This is a genomic window from Acinetobacter sp. WY4 (assembly GCF_018438165.1).
Lineage (GTDB): Bacteria > Pseudomonadota > Gammaproteobacteria > Pseudomonadales > Moraxellaceae > Acinetobacter.
Genome location: NZ_CP053947.1, coordinates 614,851 through 633,151, shown reverse-complemented (window position 1 = coordinate 633,151; position 18,301 = coordinate 614,851). Strand labels below are relative to the sequence as shown.

General features: G+C 43.5%; 16 protein-coding genes, 1 pseudogene and 1 riboswitch. Of the genes and pseudogenes, 9 read left to right on the top strand and 8 right to left on the bottom strand.

Features of this window, described 5'->3' with window-relative positions:
• The first annotated feature begins 180 nt into the window (after nucleotides 1-180).
• From prmB to G4D73_RS02890, 5 genes and pseudogenes are all read left to right on the top strand, one after another.
• Nucleotides 181-1,191, top strand: a complete 1,011-nt coding sequence (gene prmB / locus G4D73_RS02910; protein ID WP_044108320.1) for a 50S ribosomal protein L3 N(5)-glutamine methyltransferase — start codon at nucleotides 181-183, stop codon at nucleotides 1,189-1,191.
• A 13-nt stretch (nucleotides 1,192-1,204) separates the two neighbouring features.
• The gene (gene aroC / locus G4D73_RS02905) at nucleotides 1,205-2,299 is read left to right on the top strand and encodes a chorismate synthase (RefSeq protein WP_004280471.1); all 1,095 of its coding nucleotides are present in this window, start codon (nucleotides 1,205-1,207) and stop codon (nucleotides 2,297-2,299) included.
• A gap of 66 nt (nucleotides 2,300-2,365) precedes the next feature.
• Nucleotides 2,366-2,887, top strand: a pseudogene (locus G4D73_RS15640) (GNAT family N-acetyltransferase).
• A 125-nt stretch (nucleotides 2,888-3,012) separates the two neighbouring features.
• A complete protein-coding gene (locus tag G4D73_RS02895; RefSeq protein WP_213687346.1) occupies nucleotides 3,013-3,921 on the top strand; it encodes an AEC family transporter in 909 nt (302 codons plus the stop codon).
• 312 nt (nucleotides 3,922-4,233) lie between these two features.
• A riboswitch (glycine riboswitch) is annotated at nucleotides 4,234-4,321 on the top strand.
• Between the two features lie 135 nt (nucleotides 4,322-4,456).
• On the top strand, nucleotides 4,457-5,701 hold the full coding sequence (locus tag G4D73_RS02890) for a D-amino acid dehydrogenase (RefSeq protein WP_213687345.1): 1,245 nt from the start codon (nucleotides 4,457-4,459) through the stop codon (nucleotides 5,699-5,701).
• An 82-nt stretch (nucleotides 5,702-5,783) separates the two neighbouring features.
• Here G4D73_RS02890 and G4D73_RS02885 read toward each other — a convergent pair whose 3' ends face one another.
• Nucleotides 5,784-6,437, bottom strand: coding sequence for a hypothetical protein (locus G4D73_RS02885; protein WP_005266266.1), 654 nt, complete (start codon nucleotides 6,435-6,437; stop codon nucleotides 5,784-5,786).
• Nucleotides 6,438-6,537: 100 nt separating this feature from the next.
• Between G4D73_RS02885 and ispF the strand changes: the two genes are divergently transcribed.
• The gene (gene ispF / locus G4D73_RS02880; protein ID WP_004280465.1) at nucleotides 6,538-7,026 is read left to right on the top strand and encodes a 2-C-methyl-D-erythritol 2,4-cyclodiphosphate synthase; all 489 of its coding nucleotides are present in this window, start codon (nucleotides 6,538-6,540) and stop codon (nucleotides 7,024-7,026) included.
• A gap of 2 nt (nucleotides 7,027-7,028) precedes the next feature.
• On the opposite strand, the gene G4D73_RS02875 is transcribed toward ispF, so the two are convergent.
• The 3 genes from G4D73_RS02875 to G4D73_RS02865 form a co-directional block, all read right to left on the bottom strand.
• Entirely contained in the window at nucleotides 7,029-7,553 is a 525-nt protein-coding gene (locus G4D73_RS02875) for a hypothetical protein (protein ID WP_213687344.1), read from the bottom strand.
• Nucleotides 7,554-7,617: 64 nt separating this feature from the next.
• Nucleotides 7,618-8,709 (bottom strand): 3-deoxy-7-phosphoheptulonate synthase, encoded by a 1,092-nt coding sequence (locus G4D73_RS02870; RefSeq protein WP_174766804.1) that lies wholly within the window; start codon nucleotides 8,707-8,709, stop codon nucleotides 7,618-7,620.
• A gap of 127 nt (nucleotides 8,710-8,836) precedes the next feature.
• On the bottom strand, nucleotides 8,837-9,727 hold the full coding sequence (locus G4D73_RS02865; RefSeq protein ID WP_184413637.1) for a sulfite exporter TauE/SafE family protein: 891 nt from the start codon (nucleotides 9,725-9,727) through the stop codon (nucleotides 8,837-8,839).
• Nucleotides 9,728-10,114: 387 nt separating this feature from the next.
• Here G4D73_RS02865 and lpxB point away from each other — a divergent pair, with 387 nt between their 5' ends.
• Entirely contained in the window at nucleotides 10,115-11,287 is a 1,173-nt protein-coding gene (gene lpxB, locus G4D73_RS02860) for a lipid-A-disaccharide synthase (RefSeq protein WP_005100117.1), read from the top strand.
• Nucleotides 11,288-11,289: 2 nt separating this feature from the next.
• On the opposite strand, the gene G4D73_RS02855 is transcribed toward lpxB, so the two are convergent.
• Nucleotides 11,290-12,240, bottom strand: a complete 951-nt coding sequence (locus G4D73_RS02855) for an AraC family transcriptional regulator (RefSeq protein WP_213687343.1) — start codon at nucleotides 12,238-12,240, stop codon at nucleotides 11,290-11,292.
• A 188-nt stretch (nucleotides 12,241-12,428) separates the two neighbouring features.
• On the opposite strand from G4D73_RS02855, the gene G4D73_RS02850 reads away from it, so the two are divergent.
• Nucleotides 12,429-13,643: an alkane 1-monooxygenase gene (locus G4D73_RS02850; protein ID WP_213687342.1), complete on the top strand. Its 1,215-nt coding sequence runs from the start codon at nucleotides 12,429-12,431 to the stop codon at nucleotides 13,641-13,643.
• Between the two features lie 54 nt (nucleotides 13,644-13,697).
• Here the strand turns inward: G4D73_RS02850 and G4D73_RS02845 are convergent, their stop codons facing one another.
• Complete coding sequence (locus G4D73_RS02845) at nucleotides 13,698-15,521, bottom strand: acyl-CoA dehydrogenase (protein WP_213687716.1); 1,824 nt, start codon at nucleotides 15,519-15,521, stop codon at nucleotides 13,698-13,700.
• 78 nt (nucleotides 15,522-15,599) lie between these two features.
• Here G4D73_RS02845 and G4D73_RS02840 point away from each other — a divergent pair, with 78 nt between their 5' ends.
• Complete coding sequence (locus G4D73_RS02840) at nucleotides 15,600-16,580, top strand: GlxA family transcriptional regulator (RefSeq protein WP_213687341.1); 981 nt, start codon at nucleotides 15,600-15,602, stop codon at nucleotides 16,578-16,580.
• Between the two features lie 6 nt (nucleotides 16,581-16,586).
• On the opposite strand, the gene G4D73_RS02835 is transcribed toward G4D73_RS02840, so the two are convergent.
• Together G4D73_RS02835 and G4D73_RS02830 are read right to left on the bottom strand one after the other, a co-directional pair.
• The gene (locus tag G4D73_RS02835) at nucleotides 16,587-17,789 is read right to left on the bottom strand and encodes an MFS transporter (RefSeq protein WP_213687340.1); all 1,203 of its coding nucleotides are present in this window, start codon (nucleotides 17,787-17,789) and stop codon (nucleotides 16,587-16,589) included.
• Nucleotides 17,786-18,229 (bottom strand): MarR family winged helix-turn-helix transcriptional regulator, encoded by a 444-nt coding sequence (locus G4D73_RS02830; protein ID WP_213687339.1) that lies wholly within the window; start codon nucleotides 18,227-18,229, stop codon nucleotides 17,786-17,788. Before G4D73_RS02830 ends, G4D73_RS02835 begins: the two co-directional genes overlap by 4 nt.
• Nucleotides 18,230-18,301 lie beyond the last annotated feature (72 nt).

Below are 18,301 nucleotides of genomic sequence, written 5' to 3'. Positions count from 1 at the left end.
TTTAACAGAAACATTCCTGAATAAAGTAAACATTTATCTGAATAATCGCTCACAAAAACAGGAGTTTTATAATTTTTGTGGGCGTAGAGAATTCGTGTTTTTCCTGCTTTTAGCATTATAAAAGCAGGCAAAACAAGGTATCATAAGGCGTTTAAAAAAATGACCTTGGAGACGCCTTAAGTGGATCGACCGACTATTAGCCCTGAACATATGCAGGAAGCCGCTGAAAATTTAACCACCATTCGTGATTTTATTCGTTTTGGTGTGACAGCATTACGTCAATACGATGCACATTTGGGCCAAGGCACAGAAGATTATTTTGCAGAAAGTTCAGCGCTAGTGCTGCAAACCCTGTCATTAGAGTGGAAAGCGGACGCTGAAATTTTAGATGCCAAATTATTACCAAGTGAAAAAGCCGAATTTTTAAGTCTGCTGGAACGTCGTATTAATGAAAAAGTTCCAACTTCATATTTATTGAATCTGGCTTACTTTGACGGCAAACCTTACTACGTTGATGAGCGCGTGCTGATTCCACGTTCACCGATTGCTGAACTGATTCAGAACCGTTTTGCCCCGTATTGCCTGGGCGAACATGGTCAAATGGGTGAGGCAGTCAATAACTTGCCGGAAAACCCGAATCCAAAAACACCACAACGCATTCTAGATATGTGTACCGGTTCAGGCTGTATCGCGATTGCCTTGGCTTATGCATTCCCTGAAGCGGAAGTGGATGCCACCGATATTTCCAAAGAAGCCTTGGAAGTTGCGCAAATCAATACTGAGCATCATGACAAGCAATATCAGATCGCTTTGCTTGAATCAGATCTGTTTGAAAAAATTCCAGCTGAAAACCAATACGATTTAATCGTATCTAATCCGCCGTATGTCGATGCGGAAGATATGGCTGATTTGCCTGAGGAATTCCATCATGAGCCTGAGCTTGCACTTGCTGCAGGTCAGGACGGTCTGGATCTGGTACGTAAAATGCTGGCTCAAGCAGCAGATTACCTGACTGAAAATGGCCTGATCGTGATTGAAGTGGGTAACTCAGAATGGGCGATGCGCCAAAATTTCAATTCGGTTGATTTCTACTGGTTACAATTCCAGAAAGGTGGCACTGGTATCTTTGCATTGACTGCAGAGCAATGCCGTACCTACCGTGATTTATTCATTCAGTCTATTCAAGCATAAGGAGTCGTTTGACATGGCAGGTAATAGTATAGGGCAACTGTTCCGTGTAACGACTTGTGGTGAATCTCATGGTGTTGGCCTGATGGCGATCATCGATGGGGTTCCACCCGGCATTGAGCTGACTGAAGCTGATTTGCAAAAAGATCTGGACCGCCGTAAGCCGGGTACATCGAAATTTGCAACCCAGCGTAAAGAGCCTGATGAAGTAGAAATTATTTCCGGTGTGTTTGAGGGTAAAACCACCGGTACTTCAATTGGTTTGTTAATTCGTAATACGGATCAAAAATCGAAAGACTACGGCAATATCGCACAAACTTTCCGCCCGGGTCATGCTGACTATACCTATACCCAAAAGTATGGTTTCCGTGATTATCGTGGTGGCGGCCGTTCAAGTGCGCGTGAAACGGCAATGCGTGTTGCAGCGGGTGCCATTGCCAAGAAATTCCTTTTTGAGAAATTTGGCATTGAGATTCGTGGTCATGTAACCCAAATCGGTACAGAAAAAGCAGAAAAACTGGACTGGAATGAAGTTCCAAACAATCCGTTTTTCTGTGGTGACGTGGATGCAGTACCACGTTTTGAAGCGCTGGTCACGTCTTTGCGTGAGCAAGGCACCAGTTGTGGCGCTAAACTCGAGATCATTGCATCTAAAGTACCTGTGGGTTGGGGCGAGCCTGTATTTGACCGTTTAGATGCAGATATTGCCCATGCCATGATGTCGATTAATGCCGTTAAAGGTGTAGAAATCGGTGATGGCTTTGGCGTCGCTGAACAGTTTGGTCATGAAAGCCGTGATGAACTCACCACAGAAGGCTTCCTGGCCAATCATGCTGGCGGTATTCTAGGTGGTATTTCTAGCGGTCAGGACATTCGTGTTGCGATTGCGTTGAAACCGACTGCATCTATTACCACGCCGGGTAAAACCATCAATATTGAGCGTGAAGATACTGATGTACTGACCAAAGGCCGTCATGATCCTTGCGTGGGCGTGCGTGCAACCCCGATTGCTGAAGCGATGCTGGCGATTGTGCTCATGGATCATTTCATGCGTCACCGTGCGCAAAATGCCGATGTTGTTGCGCCATTTGCACCGATTGAACCTAAATAATTTGCTTTAACTTTAAAGTGAAATTGTTTTAAAGTCAGACTTCGGTCTGACTTTTTTATTTATAAAATGAATCACTATAAAAATATACGATTGGCAAGCAAGGCTGATATTCAGCAACTTACCATACTGATTAATACAGCTTATCGTACTCCGGGTGGATGGACGACTGAGGCAGGAATGATCCAAGGTGATCGTATTCAAGAAAAACAGTTATATGACTTGCTCAATTTAGAAAATTTTCAGCTGTTTGTGTTGGAAATTGATAATAAGCTTCTTGGTTGTATTGGCGTGAGCTTAGGGCAGCAAGTAGCAGAGATTGGAAGCTTTGCTGTTGCACCTGCTGAGTAAAACTCGGGTTATGGCAAGCAATTATTGGACTTTGCCGAATCCCATATTTTCGAAATATTTAAGAAGAACGTGATTCAGATGTCAGTGTTAAATGTTCGTACTGAACTGTTGGCATATTATCAGCGCCATGGCTATCAGCTGACTGAAAAGATTGAAGCATATCCACTGGGTCAAAATGTCGGAGAACCGTTGATTCCGTTACATTTGCTGATTTTAGAAAAAATCAGCAAATCAATATGATTAGTTGATGAAAATTCAAGCTTTTTACTGCTTAAATTGAGTAGTGGGAAAGCTCCTGAACATGCTAAGTTTTCTGTTCAGTCTAAGTGACTTAAGATTAGGCAGAAAACAGACCAGGATGTCATATGCTGCATATTATTTTAACTTCTTTATTTCCTCTCATCGGACTGATCAGCTTTGGCTATTTACTTAAGCGCAGGCAATGGTTGAGTGATGATTTTTGGCGAGGCGCAGAAAAGTTAAATTATTATGCACTGTTTCCGGTGATGCTGTTTTTAAATCTGGCCACTGCCAAGATTCAAATGGATGTCATTCAGGATGTAGTGCTGGTCGTATTTAGTATAATGGCTGTGGTCAGTATTGCACTGTATATTTTGCGTCATATTTACCAGATATCTTATGCGCGTTTCGGCGTCTATGTTCAGGGCTTGCTGCGCTTTAATACCTATATTGGCCTTGCTGCTGTTAGTGCCTTATTTCATCAGCAAGGTATGACCATCTTCGCGGTGATCATGGTGCTGTGTATTCCTTTGGTGAATATCTTATCGGTGCTGGCATTTACCCGTAGTCACGATATGCAGCTGAAAAAAATCATCCTGGATTTGTCTAAAAATCCATTAATTCTAGGCTGTATTGTGGGTGGTTTATTTAATCTTTCTGGTTTGTCACTCTGGACTGGAGCAGAGCATTTCCTTAAACAGATTGCACTGTGCAGTTTGCCGCTCGGTTTGATGTGTGTGGGAGCAGCCTTACAGTTTCAGGGTTTTCAGCGTGATGTATTGCCACTCAGCCTGATAACCTTTGGTCGCCTGTTCGGAATGCCGCTGATTGCATTTTTAGTGTGTAAAATTTTCCAGATTGATGCATTAACTACTCAGGTATTGGTCTTGTTCTTTGCACTTCCTACCGCCTCAGCTTCGTATGTCTTAACCCGGGTGTATGGTGGCGATAGTGAGTTAATGGCTAGTATTATCAGTGTACAAACAGTGGTCGCAGCAGGAAGCTTAGTACTGATGCTTTCTTGGATTATCTAAAATTCTAGAATAAATGATAAAAGTCTAAATTTTGCTTTGGATGACATATACTTTGAATTATTAAAATAGCCTAAGCAAATGTTGAGTTCTATTTAAACGCCAAAATTAAATAAGTTCTGGAATTTTATAAAGGATAGAACTTGCTCATTTTACTTAGGACAGCAAAATCTAAAAATTTGATATCTAGGCAATATCCTCCATCACCCATGTATGCTCTTAATTAAAAAGAATCACAGATAAATTCACGTGAATTAACATAAATAAAAACTGTGTTTTTCCTAAAAATGGTATATAAATTGCTCATGATAATAAAACATTATTGCAGGAGAGAAATGCTTCTGCATTCGCCGAAGGAGCAAGTTCCCAGGAAACTCTCAGGCAAAAGGACTGTGATAATGGATAAAAACTCTGGAGAGAAGTGTTGAATCACTCACCGAAGGGGAAGGTGGCCGCATTAATGTGCAATGTATCTACCGAAGCTCTCAGGTACACATGACAGATGGGAAAAGACATCAATATAATCAAGGAGGTGTCTATGCGTCATGTCGTGGTGATTGGGGCCGGTATTACCGGAGTAACCACAGCTTATGAGCTGGCACAATCAGGCTATCAAGTGACTGTGGTTGATCGGCATCTTTATCCGGCAATGGAAACATCCTTTGCCAATGGCGGCCAGCTTTCTGCCTGTAATGCCGAAGTATGGAACCAGAAAGCCACGGTACTCAAAGGCATCAAATGGATGTCACAAAAAACCGCACCACTTTTGCTCAATCCTTCTTTCAGCGTGCATAAATACAGCTGGCTCATGGAATTTCTGGGAAATATCAAACATTATGAAGCTAATACCCGAGAAACTGTACGGTTGGCTTTACTGGCAAGAGCACGTTTGTTTGAAATTGCCGCAACAGAAAATATTGATTTTGATCTGGAAAAACGCGGCATTTTACATTTTTATCATAACAAGACGGATTATGATGTTGCGATCAAAGTGAATGATCTGTTGTGTAGCGGTGGTCTGGAGCGGAATGCCATTTCCGATACGGAAATCAATCAGATCGAACCTGCATTAACGGGCGATTATTATGCAGGATTTTACTGTCAGAGCGATGCCACCGGGGATATTCATAAATTTAGTACTGGTCTGGCCAAAGCCTGTATGCAAAAAGGTGTGAAATTCGAATTTGGTCAAGATGTTTTCGCTGTTGATCATCAGGCTCAGAATATTCGGATTAAATGCAAACCCAGTACTGAAAATGTCCATTCCTCTCCAGATGATATTCTAGAAATTAATGCAGATGCCATAGTGGTCTGTGCAGGGGTTGGCAGTTATCAACTGGCTGAGATTCTTGGTGAACGGGTCAATGTTTATCCAGTCAAAGGTTATTCCATCACCGTGCAACTCAATGATGAGCAGAGCCAGAACAACGCACCTTGGGTCAGTCTGCTAGATGAAAGCGCCAAAATTGTCTTGTCACGTCTAGGTAAGGATCGTTTGCGTGTTGCAGGAACAGCCGAGTTTAATGGCTATAACCGGGATATTCGTGCTGACCGAATTCAACCTTTAATTGACTGGACCAATCGTAATTTTGACCTGTGTACTGAGCATGTTGTTCCGTGGGCAGGCTTACGCCCCATGATGCCAAATATGATGCCTGTGGTACGCCGTGGCAAACATGAGCGGGTCTTTTACAATACCGGACATGGTCATCTGGGCTGGACTTTATCAGCTGCAACGGCTGCGATGATTAGTCAGGAAATTGCGCAATACTATCCAGCTTAAATTGATAGCCCGCTTGCGGGCTATTTTTTACATCAAAGATATCATTTTATATAACAATAAATTTTAATATTTTTAAATTAAATCAATCATATAGTCGATAAATACCGGTAAAGCGTTCACAGCCTTTCTGCTGGCTACTGACCGCTAAAATGGCTTTACTATAGTTAAACTCATAGCGGCAGTCATTTTCATTATCGGTGATCTGGTTTTTTGTCTCAGGCGTGGTATAGGCTAAAAAAGGAACGGTCTGCTTCTCGGTCCGGTTATTTGGATTACGATATGCCAGGCCTTCAATCTTGATCCGGTCTTTGGTCAGTTGATGAATCTTGAGATGCACGGGCTGCTTGGCGATTTGTCCCTGTTCAAACTTAATATAATGCTGGGTCAGACTTTGATTCAGTGAAATATAGACATTTAAATCATCTAAACGCCATTCAAACTGCTGTTTAAAACAGTCTAGCGTTTTGCATTGCTGTAAGCGGGTCGCCCATAGTTGTTGGCTATCTTGTAATAAACGCACAGGTGCATCAGTAATCAGAAAAGCAGTAAAGTATTGGTCTGTGAGTTTTTCACGAGATTCAGCCAGCGACGCTGAGCAGACTTTATTCATGGCAGCCGTTTTTTTGCTGTCATCGCTACAATCCATTGTGATGGCTGAGCTACCCGTAGAAATCGTCCCCAGACCGAGCATCAGGCCAATTATTTTCAACATATTTATATCAGTTTTCAGTAGCATGATCGCTTATACTTTCACTGTGTTACGCTTGGTCTAACTATAGCGAAATAGAAAGCAAGTGTACAAGATTTCAATGGGCTATTTCTAAAGGATGTATAAGGTGATCGCACAAATTCGTATTGGCCAGGGTCTGGATGTGCATGCATTTGAAGAAGGTGATTTTGTCACTCTGGCAGGCATTCAAATTCCGCATACTCACGGTCTGAAAGCACATTCGGATGGTGATGTAGTGCTGCATGCACTCTGTGATGCTTTGTTGGGTGCTTTGGCGCTCGGAGATATTGGCCAGCATTTCCCAGATACAGATCCTGAGTTTAAAGGTGCAGATAGCCGGGTATTACTCAAGCATGTTTATCAGCTGATTCTGGATCGTGGCTATCACCTGAATAATGCTGATATTACCGTGGCTTGTGAACGTCCAAAACTGGCTAAGCACAATCTGGCGATGCGTCAAAGTATTGCAGATGTCTTGGATGTTGATGTGACTCAAATCAGTATCAAAGCCACCACCACTGAACAGTTAGGTTTTACCGGTCGTCAGGAAGGAATTATGTCCATGGCAACCGTGCTGTTGAGCCACAGCAAATAAAATTAGGCAAAATAATTTGGATTAATCAAGGAAAGTTCCAGTTCCTGAGTTGCTTTACGGCCTTGTAGCTGTAGGGCAACCGCATGCATTAAACCGGTCCAGGTTTCATTCGGTTCCCAGATCTGATGCAAGTGTTCTTGTGCTGTAGGCAGATCCATATCCATATAGTACTGACGATATAAGTACATCAGACAACTGACATGGTAGTTTTGCGAACAATGTACCCAGACCATTTGCTCTTTTACCAGATGATCGATTAGGTCCAGTATCAGCAGACATTGATTGTCTGAAGGTGTTTCCCAGGAAATCGGAACTTGAATATAGTTCAGTCCCAGCTCAAGGCAAATTTTATCTTCATGCGGCAGATACTGTTCGCTATCGGTTAGCGCTACATTGATGACTGTAGATACACCGTATTCTTTCATCAGCTGTAGCTGGGCAGTAGTTGGTTGACCGGAGCTAAACAGATGTTCGTGTATAAACTGAAAATTCTCAATCTGGCTTAATGCCGTTTCAATATCATTCATCAGATAAATTTTCCTTGTTCTAGAAATGCAAACGCCATCTTGGCGATGGCGTTTGTCAGATCATTTAACGATTAGGTAAAATGTCTTTCAATGCCTCATGCATGTCGAGTAAAACTTTTTCAGTCGTTTCCCAGTCGATACAGCCATCCGTAACGGATTGACCGTATTCCATATCATTCAGGTTCGCCGGAATGTCCTGACGACCACCCTTAAGATGACTTTCTACCATAATACCAACAATTGACTTGTTTCCATCAAGAATTTGTTCTGAAATGTTTTTAAGTACAAGTGGTTGCAGGTACGGGTCTTTGTTAGAGTTGGCGTGGCTGGCATCAATCATGATCTTGGTGCTGACTTTGGCCTTGGCTAGAGCAGCTTCTGCATCGGCAACCGAGCCTGCATCGTAGTTCGGTTTGCCATTACCGCCACGCAGTACCACGTGAGCATAAGGATTGCCTGAAGTGCGAATCACAGCCACCTGACCCTGATCATTCAGACCGAGGAAGCTGTGACCATGTTTCACAGATTGCATCGCATTGGTCGCGACCGTTAAACCGCCGTCAGTACCATTTTTAAAGCCGACTGGTGAAGAAAGACCAGAAGACATTTCACGATGGGTCTGGCTTTCTGTGGTACGTGCACCAATCGCTGACCATGAAATCAGGTCTTGGTAATACTGTGGCGAGTTTGGATCAAGTGCTTCAGTTGCACATGGCAAGCCCATTTCATTCAGTTCAAGTAACAACTTGCGACCGATACGCAGACCTTTTTCAATATTGAATGAATCATTCATATCCGGGTCATTGATCAGGCCTTTCCAGCCTACGGTAGTACGTGGTTTTTCAAAATAAACCCGCATCACGATGTATAAGCTGTCTTTAACTTTTTCGCTCAGTACTTTTAAGCGTTCAGCATATTCATGCGCCGCCGCCGGATCATGGATAGAACAAGGGCCAATTACAACGAACAGGCGTTTGTCTTCACCATCCAGAATTTTACGAATCGTTTCACGACCATGCAGTACGGTTTGATAAGCAGTTTCAGTCAACGGTAACTCTGCTTTAAGCTCAGCAGGGGTTACAAGAGGAATCATGCTGTGGATATTCACGTCATCAATATCTGATGCTGAAATAGGATTTGACTGTTGTGTATTCATTGCCGTCACTGGTTCGATCATACAAAAGGTTGTTTAATAGCCCGAATATAACATGAATGATGCGTCACTTTGTTATAAAAAAGATGAATACTTCTTTGAAAAAAAAGTGATGAATCGGATAGTTAACTTAAACGGACGGGGAATTTTGATTCACAATGATCATTGCTGTTTCAGCAGGTTGAGCCGGTTTTGATTTCACAGGATTAATCATGAAATTCACGCCCAGCGCAAATAGGGTAATACCTAAAATTTTGCGGATCAGTTTTTCCGGCATACGTGAGCTGAGTAAAGTGCCGACAATAATCGCCGGAATAGACCCCACCAATAACCACATGAGCAGCATGAAATCGACGTTGCCTGAAGACATATGACCTAGACCTGCGACCAGTGTCAGTAATACCGCGTGCACCACGTCAGAGCCAATAATACGAATCATCGGCAGATTCGGGAACATCACTACAAGCGCCATAATACCAAATGCACCGGCACCCACTGAAGATAGCGTGACAAATATGCCCAAGATAATGCCCATGATGATGATAGCAACGCGCTTTTCTTTGGCTTGCAGCTTCACTTTTTCCAGATCCTGCGTCATATCCGGTAGTTCTTGTTTTCTGTATTTATTAAAAAGATTTTCGATCTGGGTGCGAAACAGAATGGATAAGCCGGTAATAGTCAGCATAAAGCCCAAGACCATGGTCAGGACGGCTTTGTAATGCGTCGATTGGCTCAGATAGTTATCAAGAACCCAATGCGTTGCAAAAGATGCGGGAATACTGCCAACGGCCAGCCAGATCACAATCGGCCAGACAATATTCATTTTCTTGGCATGCACAAACGAGCCACAGAATTTAGAAATCGCGGCATAGAGCAGGTCAGTACCAATCGCGATATGCGGTTCAATCCGGAATAAACTGATAAGAATTGGCGTCATTAATGAACCGCCACCGACACCGGTGACACCTACACAAAAACCTACCAGAACGCCTGCTAAAATAAATTCAATCGGACCAAACATGCATATATGCCAAAATCAAAAAACGAGCATATCTTATGACTTTTGGATATAAGTCGTTGTCTTTATTATTGATTTACTTATGCATAAAAAAGATAAAGCTAGGTGAAGAATATTAGGTGATCTTTCATGTTTATTCACTGGGTTATGTATAAAGTGCGAATATAATGATTGATTTTAACTGTCCGATTTGCCCCATTTCTGTCTAATTGAATGTACCTGTAAATGTCGATTTAATTCTTTTTATGCAAGCTCCCTTATTGACTAAGTTATTCTAAACGGTGGGTTTCTTAAAATTAGAAGATACTTAAGCTTCTTCCGGAATAGCCATAGGATTATGTTAGAATCCCGATTCAATAAATTTCCATGCGGATCTGAGAGGAAACCCACTTGCTAAATCGAAAACTTAAAATTGGAATCGTGGTCGGTGAAGTTTCTGGAGATACGCTTGGCGCAAAATTGATTCGCCGTTTTAGTGAGCAAGGCATTGATGCTGAATTTGAAGGTATCGGTGGGCCACAAATGATCGCTGAAGGCTTTAAAAGCTATTATCCGATGGATATTTTATCGGTGATGGGCATTGTCGAAGTTTTAAAAGATATTAAAAAACTGTTTGCTGTGCGGGATGGTCTGGTAGAAACCTGGACTAAAGATCCGGTCGATATTTTTATCGGGATTGATGCGCCTGATTTTAACCTGCGTTTGTCAAAAACCATTAAACAAAAACAGTTACCGATTAAAACCGTGCAATACGTCAGTCCTTCGGTCTGGGCATGGCGTCAAGGCCGTATACATGGCATTAAAGCCAGTATTGATCTGGTGCTGTGCCTGTTTCCATTTGAAAAAGCGTTCTTTAAAAAATGGGATGTTCCTGCAGCTTTTGTCGGACATCCGCTCGCTAGCCAATTGCCGCTTGAAAATCCAATTCTGGAGGCTCAGACAGAATTAGGCCTCGATCCACATCAGAAATATATTGCATTATTACCGGGAAGCCGCCGTGGCGAGATTGAGCGTTTGGGACCTTTGGTTCTGGATGCAGCTAATATTCTGCATCACAAATATCCGGATTATACCTTTCTGATTCCTGCGATTAATGATGCACGCAAGCAGCAAATCGAAAGTTTACTGGCCACTTATCCTGAGAGCTTAAAAACCCAAATTCGCTTGATGGAAAATACCAGCGCTGAATCCAAAATTGGCCGTCAGGTCATGAATGCATCCAATATTATTGCACTGGCGTCTGGAACTGCAACGCTTGAAGCGATGTTGCTGCACCGTCCGATGGTGACTTTTTATAAATTGCACTGGCTGACCTATCGAATTGCCAAATTACTGGTCAAAATCCCTTATTTCTCCTTGCCGAATATTATTGCCGGCAAAAAAGTAATTCAGGAACTGATCCAGTCTGATGCTACCCCGGAAAATCTGGCAGCTGAAATTGAAAAACTGATGGATATTGAAGCAGCACAGATTCAGGTTATGCAGCATATCACCATGCACAAGCAGCTGCTTTCTGGTAATAGTGAAGACCCGGCCAAAGCGGTACTGGCTTTAGTGCAGTAATTTTAGTCTGATAATAAAGATTGATTTTTCTGACAATTCAGCCGGTATTGGGTCGGCGTCTGTTCAAACTGTTTTTTAAAACTTTGGCTAAACGCCGTCTCGGATGAATAACCGACCAGATAAGCGATCTGCTGGATACCAAATCCACTATTTCGTAAATATTGCGCTGCCAGACGCAGGCGGTGCTGTTGCAGATAGGCAAGGGGTGGCTCACCGACAATCTGGGTAAACAGTTGGGCGAATTTGGAACGTGACATATGACACTGTTCGGCCAGACTTTCTACGGTCCAGGACTGTTCAGGTTTGCCATGAATCGCCGCCAGTGCATTAGATAATTCCGGATGCGAAAGAGCATTCAGCCAGCTCGAGGCATTTTCCAGGTTTAAAATATAATCTCGCACGCATTCAATCAGTAAAATACTGACCAGATGATCCAGAATTTTGTCACGTCCGGGACGAAGCTGCTGGGTTTCCAGTGCAAGAAATTGCAAGCCGACCTGTAACCATTCCGGTGCGGTATCACCCAGAATATGTTGAATATGCAGGTATTTAGGTAATGCACTCAAAAGAGGTTTGGCCATCTGGATATCCAAGCTAGAACGAATAGCCAGTATGAAACTATGCTCCGCCGAATTTTCCCGATTGAGATCAATACATTGCTGTACATTGCTCTGAAAATAAGGATTAATCGCATGGTGCTCAGAAAAATCGGCATTGTCTGGGCAGGAAACATGATGGGAGGAACCTGCGGGTAATAGCACCAGATCACCTTGCTGCAGCTCCAGTCGATCACCATTCATGAACTTTAATTGCGCCTGTCCTTGTAACAGGATATAGGCCAGCATAAAGGGTTCATGCTGATAATCAAAGCCGCCCGGATGAAATACATTCAGATAAAGATATTCCGATTTTTCCAGATGAATATCATCAAAAATTTTACTTAAAGCATCCATGCCTAACTCTATTCTTCTGTTTTATTTCATTTAATTGACTATAAATTTTTTAACTTTGTGATTTTAGGCCAGAATTTGGCAGCATGTGCCAAAGACGCTGACATAGCTTTTCTGGACGTTGAATACTGTTCGCTACTGCTGAAATAATCAACTATAAGTGCAGAGTAACATAAAAAAGGAAGGTCGCAATGAATGCCCCTGCACAAATCCAGAAAGCGCAGTTTACGCAGGAAGCGTCGGCACTAAAAGGTGTCAAGCTGGATAAAAAACGTTTTGGCTGGTTGCTCAGCCCAGGTCTGCCTGTGATCGGAATGGGAATTCTGGCCGGTTATCATTTTGGTCCCAAAGCGACTAAAAAAGTCTTTGCCATGGGCGGACTATTATTACTGCACATAATCATTCCGACTCTGGATGCTCTGATTGGCGATGATGCCAATAACCCAAATGATGAGCAGATCAAGGCACTGGTTAACGATCCTTATTATGACCGCATTGTAAAAGCATTTATTCCCTTGCAAATGGCAGCCAATGCCTTTGCCGGTTATGTCGTAAGCCGGCCAAATGTGTCTTTGCTGGATCAGGTACTGCTTGGAGTTTCTATGGGTGCGATTAATGGTGTGGGGGTGAATACCGCACATGAACTCAGCCATCGTCCCCAGAAAAAAGACCATTACTGGTCTCATGCCAGCCTGATGCCTTTGGGCTATAACCATTTCCGGATTGAACATCCTTATGGACACCATAAACGGGTGGCCACGCCTGAAGATCCGGCATCTTCGAAAATGGGTGAGTCTTTTTACCACTTCTGGCCACGTACCGTAATAGGCGGATTAAAATCTGCAATCCAGATTGAAAAAAGACGGCTCGAGCGTAAAGGCCTGAAATTCTTTAGTCAGGAAAATGAGCTGTTTCATGGTTGGGCCATGAGTGCCGGTTATCATGCCTTGATGCTAAAGGCGTATGGCAAGAAAATTATTCCTTATACACTGACACAGGCATTTTATGGCGTTAGCCTGTTTGAGATTGTGAATTATATCGAGCACTACGGACTGAAACGTGGACAGAAAGCGGATGGCAGTTATGAGCGAACCTTGCCGGAACATAGCTGGAATAACAACAATATCGTAACTAATCTGTTTTTGTATCAGTTACAACGCCATTCTGATCATCATGCTTTTCCAAGCCGTCCATTTCAGGCGTTGCGGCATTTTGATGAAGCGCCAGAATTACCCAGCGGTTATGCAACCATGCTGATTCCAGCCTTGATTCCACCTTTATGGTACAAAATCATGGATCAGCGGGTATATCAGCACTATCAGGGCGATTTAAGTAAGGCTAATATCTTGCCTTCCAAGCGTGCCAAGCTATTTAAAAAATTTGGTGTAAATAACTCTACAGCTTAATGAATTACAAAATAAAAATGCGCCGATAAAGGCGCATTTTTTGATTAATTCTGCCTAGAACCAGTCGGCTTGCATATTCAGGCAAGTATCATCCAGATGCATCAGTAATTTGGCCTGATGTTCAATTTCAGGGAGTTCCCAGCGAATAAAATATTGAGCTGCCTGAATTTTCCCTGCCAGAAAAGTCTGATCTTCTGCCTGCGAAGATGTGCCAAACTTGAGTTGAGCCTGATTCGCCATTTCCAGCCATAGCCAGGCTAGGATGGTCTTACCCATCATATCCAGATACAGGCCTGAATTGGCCAAAGCTTCGCTGACTTTGCCTTGATGCAAGGCCTGGCCTAAAATCTGTGTAGTCTTTTGCACAGTGGCAAGATGCTGTTTATAGATCTTTGCGAGTTCCACTATCTTAGGTTCATGAATCTCTGACAAGGTCTTCTGGATGCGCTGCATGAGCAGATTGAGCCCTTTGCCATTATGCTGCCAGAGTTTACGTCCCAGCAGATCCAGAGATTGAATGCCGTAAGTTCCTTCATGAATCGGATTGAGCCGGTTATCACGGTAACATTGCTCCACCGGATATTCACGAGTATAACCCGCGCCGCCCAGGACCTGAATAGCCAGATCATTGGCTTTCGGACCATAGGCAGAAGGGAAAGATTTGACCACCGGGGTGATGAGATCAAGCAGAATTGCACTATCTTCATCTTGAGCTGCCTGAAGTTCATCAATTAATCGGGCTGCAAATAAGCAAAGTGCCAGCGAACCTTCTACATATGACTTTTGCACCAGTAGCATGCGTTTGACATCGGTATGTTCAATGATATTTACTGGTTTCGAGTCAGGTGTTTTTTCATGAACTGGCCGGCCTTGCGGACGGTTTTTAGCATAATCCAGAGATTCCAGATAGCCACGATAACCAATCATGGCTGCGCCCAGACCGACACCCACACGTGCTTCATTCATCATCTTGAACATATATTTTAAGCCATGACCAGGTTCACCAATTAAATAGCCTAAGCAATTATCATTTTCTCCAAAGCTTAAAACTGTAGATGTAGTACCTCGATAGCCCATTTTGTGCAGTAAGCCAGCCAGCTGTACATCATTAGCTTCACCGAGTGAACCATCCTCGTTGGTTTTGAATTTTGGTACGATAAACAGGGAAATTCCTTTCACGCCTTGCGGCGCATCCTGAATCCGCGCCAAGACCAGATGCACAATATTTTCGGTAATGTCCTGATCGCCACCCGAAATAAACATTTTCTGGCCTTTAATTTTATAAATTCCATCTGCCTGAGGAATGGCTTTAGTGGTCAGATCGCCCAAAGAAGAACCTACATTCGGCTCGGTCATGGCCATAGTGCCGGCAAAGCGGCCACTCAACATATGCGGTAGGAATATTTGCTTTTGTTCTGGGGAGGCAAAAGCCTGTATCAGATTCGCCGCAGCGGCTGTTAGAAAAGAATAAGCCACGGTGGACGGATTGGCCGACATGAAATACGCATTGCAGGCCATATTCACCAAAGTGGGCAGTTGCATGCCGCCATCTGCATAATCATGCTGGGCGCAGAGCAGGCCGGCATCGGCAAACTGTTGCCAGGCTGTCTTCACTTCATCAATGGTTTTGACCTGTTTGCCGTCAAAGTTCGGTTCATGTTGATCAGCTTTGGCATTATGCGGCGCAAAATAATCAGTTGCGATACCTTTTGCTGTTTCCAGAATACTGTCGAAAGTATTTTTGTCATGATCCTGATAGCGTTGCAGTTTAGTCAGCGCTTCAAGTTTGAATACGTCATAAAGCTGGAAATGCAGATCTTTATCATTAATCAGTTGGGTCACGGTACTATCCTGAATGTGCAATCCTTGAGATAGCATCAAGACTAGCAGTTGCTTTTATTGAGGAGGATTGTCAATAATGACATGAATCGGGTGAAAAGTGACAAATAGAAAAATATGCAACAGGTGGTGATTTTAGGCTTTGATGGGGCTCTGGCTTCGGCCATTACGGGTGTGGTCGATTTATTTGCCATGGCCGGCGTAAGCTGGAACCGGATCCAGCAGCAGGATGTACAGCGCCTGTTTAAGGTGAGTATCGCCAGTCCGGATGGACACCCGATTCGGTGTATCAATGGGCTGCAGTTGCAGGCACATGTTTCTTATCAAGAGATTCAAACTGCAGATATTCTGGTGGTACCGACCATCGCTGCACCAATTCAGGATGTATTGCAACAGAATCCAGAACTGATTCATTTTTTAAAATCTGCACATGCAGAGGCGACTTTAATTGCAGGAAACTGTACGGGGAATTTTTTTCTGGCAGAAACAGGCATTTTAGATGACCGAGTTGCAACAACGCATTGGGGTTTTCAGGAAATGTTCCGTTCACGCTATCCTAAGGTGAAACTGAATGCCGATCTGATGATTAGCCGGGATCAGAATATCTATTGTGCAGGTGGAGGCCTGGCCTGGTTTGACCTGGGTTTGCATCTGATTGAGCGCTTGTATGGCTTTGAGGTGGCCATGCAATCGGCTAAATCTTTCGTAATTGATTACCGCCGTGATAGCCAGTTGTCTTATTCATTGCTGAATATTGGCCAGCCGCACCATGATGAACTGGTACAAAAAATCCAGAACTGGCTAGAGCAGCATTTTCATGAAGATTTTAGTTTGAACCAGCTGGCAGAGCAGTTTAATGTGACTGGCCGAACCCTGATTCGACGCTTTAAACAAGCCTTAGACATACCGCCCAATCAATATCTACAAGCGATCCGAATTGAAGCTGCCCGTAAACGACTGGAAGAAACCGATCAAGCTGTGGATGTGATCATGCAAAATGTCGGCTATCAGGATCCAAGTTCATTCCGCCGTTTATTTCATAAAAAAACCGGTCTGACGCCGTTGGAATACCGGCGCCGGTTTAGCCGGCGCTTTTAAAAGCTTTTAATGAGAAGGCTGTACTTTTCCTGCTTTACGGCCATGCAGAAGGTAATACCAGACCACGCAGCTCAGGGTGAGCAGCGCCGAGAACAGATAAAGCTGGCGATAACCGATCTGATCCAGCAGCATACCCAGGAAATAAGGGCCAAAACCAAGACCGGCATCCAGGGCAATAAAGAAGGTTGAGGTTGCGAGTCCCATACGCTGCAATGTCGTACTTTTCACCGCAATGGTTTGACACACCGACTGGATATTACCAAAACCAAAACCAAGCAAGGCAGCACTGGCAAGTAACATCACAGAGTTTTGCGCCTGACTGAGTAGCAATATCCCCAGTGCCATAATCACAATGGCAGGATAGATAATGATATTTTCGCCTTTACGATCCATGAGCGGGCCGGTAAAAGGACGCGAAAGCAAAATGGCAAAGGCATACATTAAGAAAAAGAATGATGCTGCTTCGACCAGATTAATGTCTTTGGCATAAAAATGAATAAAGGACAGTACACCTGAATAAGAAGTAGCCACCAGCAGTACAATCAGTGCAATCGGTAGGGCATTCGGTTCAATATACTGGGCCAGTTTACTGGTGCTTTGCGAAGTAGAATCTGCTGACGAATGACCTGCCTTAAGGCGTGGTGGCTGGATGAACAAGCCACAAATCAGGCAGCTGAGCGCAACGATACTGGTAAAGATGAAAATTACCTGATAATTAAAATTTGTCATCAGCCAGATTCCGACAAAGGGACCAATCGCTGTGCCAAGGGTGCTGCTCATGCTGAAATATCCAATTCCTTCACCACGCCGTGTGGCAGGAATGGTCTGTGCAATCACTGTACCCAGTACAGTAGAAGCCATACCCATCATAAAACCGTGTATCAGGCGGATACCCAATAAAACTTCCAGCTTGGCCGGAATCATATACAGTCCGGAAAAGAGCAGAAAGCCAGTCAGGCCAATGACAAGCGTATTTTTCAAACCCAGCCGATTCAGTAATTTTCCGATCAATAATCGTCCAAATAACGTACCCACAATAAACAGACCGGATACCAGACCGGCTTGAGCAGTCGAAGCCCCTAGCTCAGCCACTGAGTAGCCGACAATCACAATCACCAGTAAGTAGAACACCAGAACCAGCTGGAAATTCACCAGACTGATCAGGATAAAATTGGGCGTCCATAAAGGCGCTTCTTGTTCTTGGCTCATTGAGGTCTGTCCTGAGATGAGGAATGTAACTGCTGAATGAGTTGCATTAAGGTATTTTTACTGCCTTCAAGATCATCTGATTCAATGTGCTCAAGCAACTGATATTCAAATGCATCGATCTGTTTGGAACACATCGCAAAGGTCTCAATTCCTTGCTCACTCAACTTGAACAGCTTTTGACGTTTGTCTTCAGTTTCGAGTTGGGCAATCAGATCGAGTTCAACCAGTTGCTGAATCCGCTTAGTAATACCGGGCTTGGATACATTGAGATAACTGGAAATATCTGCCAGCGTGCATTGTTGCTTTGACTGGATGACGTATAATACCTGCCATAAGGAATAATTTAATTGAGATGACAACAAGATCGTATTGATCTCATCGCTCATCAGTCGTGCGCAGCGTAATAACAGCGTACGAAGTCGGGGAGATTCGGAAAACATATGGTTAGTTAACCTGGGTAACTAAATTCAGGCCTAATTTACGCCTGTTTTATCTAAAGCTCAAGAGGAGAG

Bases quoted from the DNA above. Each gene is read 5' to 3' on its own strand.
- aroC (WP_004280471.1), top strand. From the start codon at position 1,205: ATGGCAGGTAATAGTATAGGGCAACTGTTCCGTGTAACGACTTGTGGT.
- G4D73_RS02895 (WP_213687346.1), top strand. From the start codon at position 3,013: ATGCTGCATATTATTTTAACTTCTTTATTTCCTCTCATCGGACTGATC.
- G4D73_RS02890 (WP_213687345.1), top strand. From the start codon at position 4,457: ATGCGTCATGTCGTGGTGATTGGGGCCGGTATTACCGGAGTAACCACA.
- G4D73_RS02885 (WP_005266266.1), bottom strand. From the start codon at position 6,437: ATGCTACTGAAAACTGATATAAATATGTTGAAAATAATTGGCCTGATG.
- G4D73_RS02875 (WP_213687344.1), bottom strand. From the start codon at position 7,553: ATGAATGATATTGAAACGGCATTAAGCCAGATTGAGAATTTTCAGTTT.
- G4D73_RS02870 (WP_174766804.1), bottom strand. From the start codon at position 8,709: ATGAATACACAACAGTCAAATCCTATTTCAGCATCAGATATTGATGAC.
- G4D73_RS02865 (WP_184413637.1), bottom strand. From the start codon at position 9,727: ATGTTTGGTCCGATTGAATTTATTTTAGCAGGCGTTCTGGTAGGTTTT.
- G4D73_RS02855 (WP_213687343.1), bottom strand. From the start codon at position 12,240: ATGGATGCTTTAAGTAAAATTTTTGATGATATTCATCTGGAAAAATCG.
- G4D73_RS02850 (WP_213687342.1), top strand. From the start codon at position 12,429: ATGAATGCCCCTGCACAAATCCAGAAAGCGCAGTTTACGCAGGAAGCG.
- G4D73_RS02845 (WP_213687716.1), bottom strand. From the start codon at position 15,521: ATGCTATCTCAAGGATTGCACATTCAGGATAGTACCGTGACCCAACTG.
- G4D73_RS02840 (WP_213687341.1), top strand. From the start codon at position 15,600: ATGCAACAGGTGGTGATTTTAGGCTTTGATGGGGCTCTGGCTTCGGCC.
- G4D73_RS02835 (WP_213687340.1), bottom strand. From the start codon at position 17,789: ATGAGCCAAGAACAAGAAGCGCCTTTATGGACGCCCAATTTTATCCTG.
- G4D73_RS02830 (WP_213687339.1), bottom strand. From the start codon at position 18,229: ATGTTTTCCGAATCTCCCCGACTTCGTACGCTGTTATTACGCTGCGCA.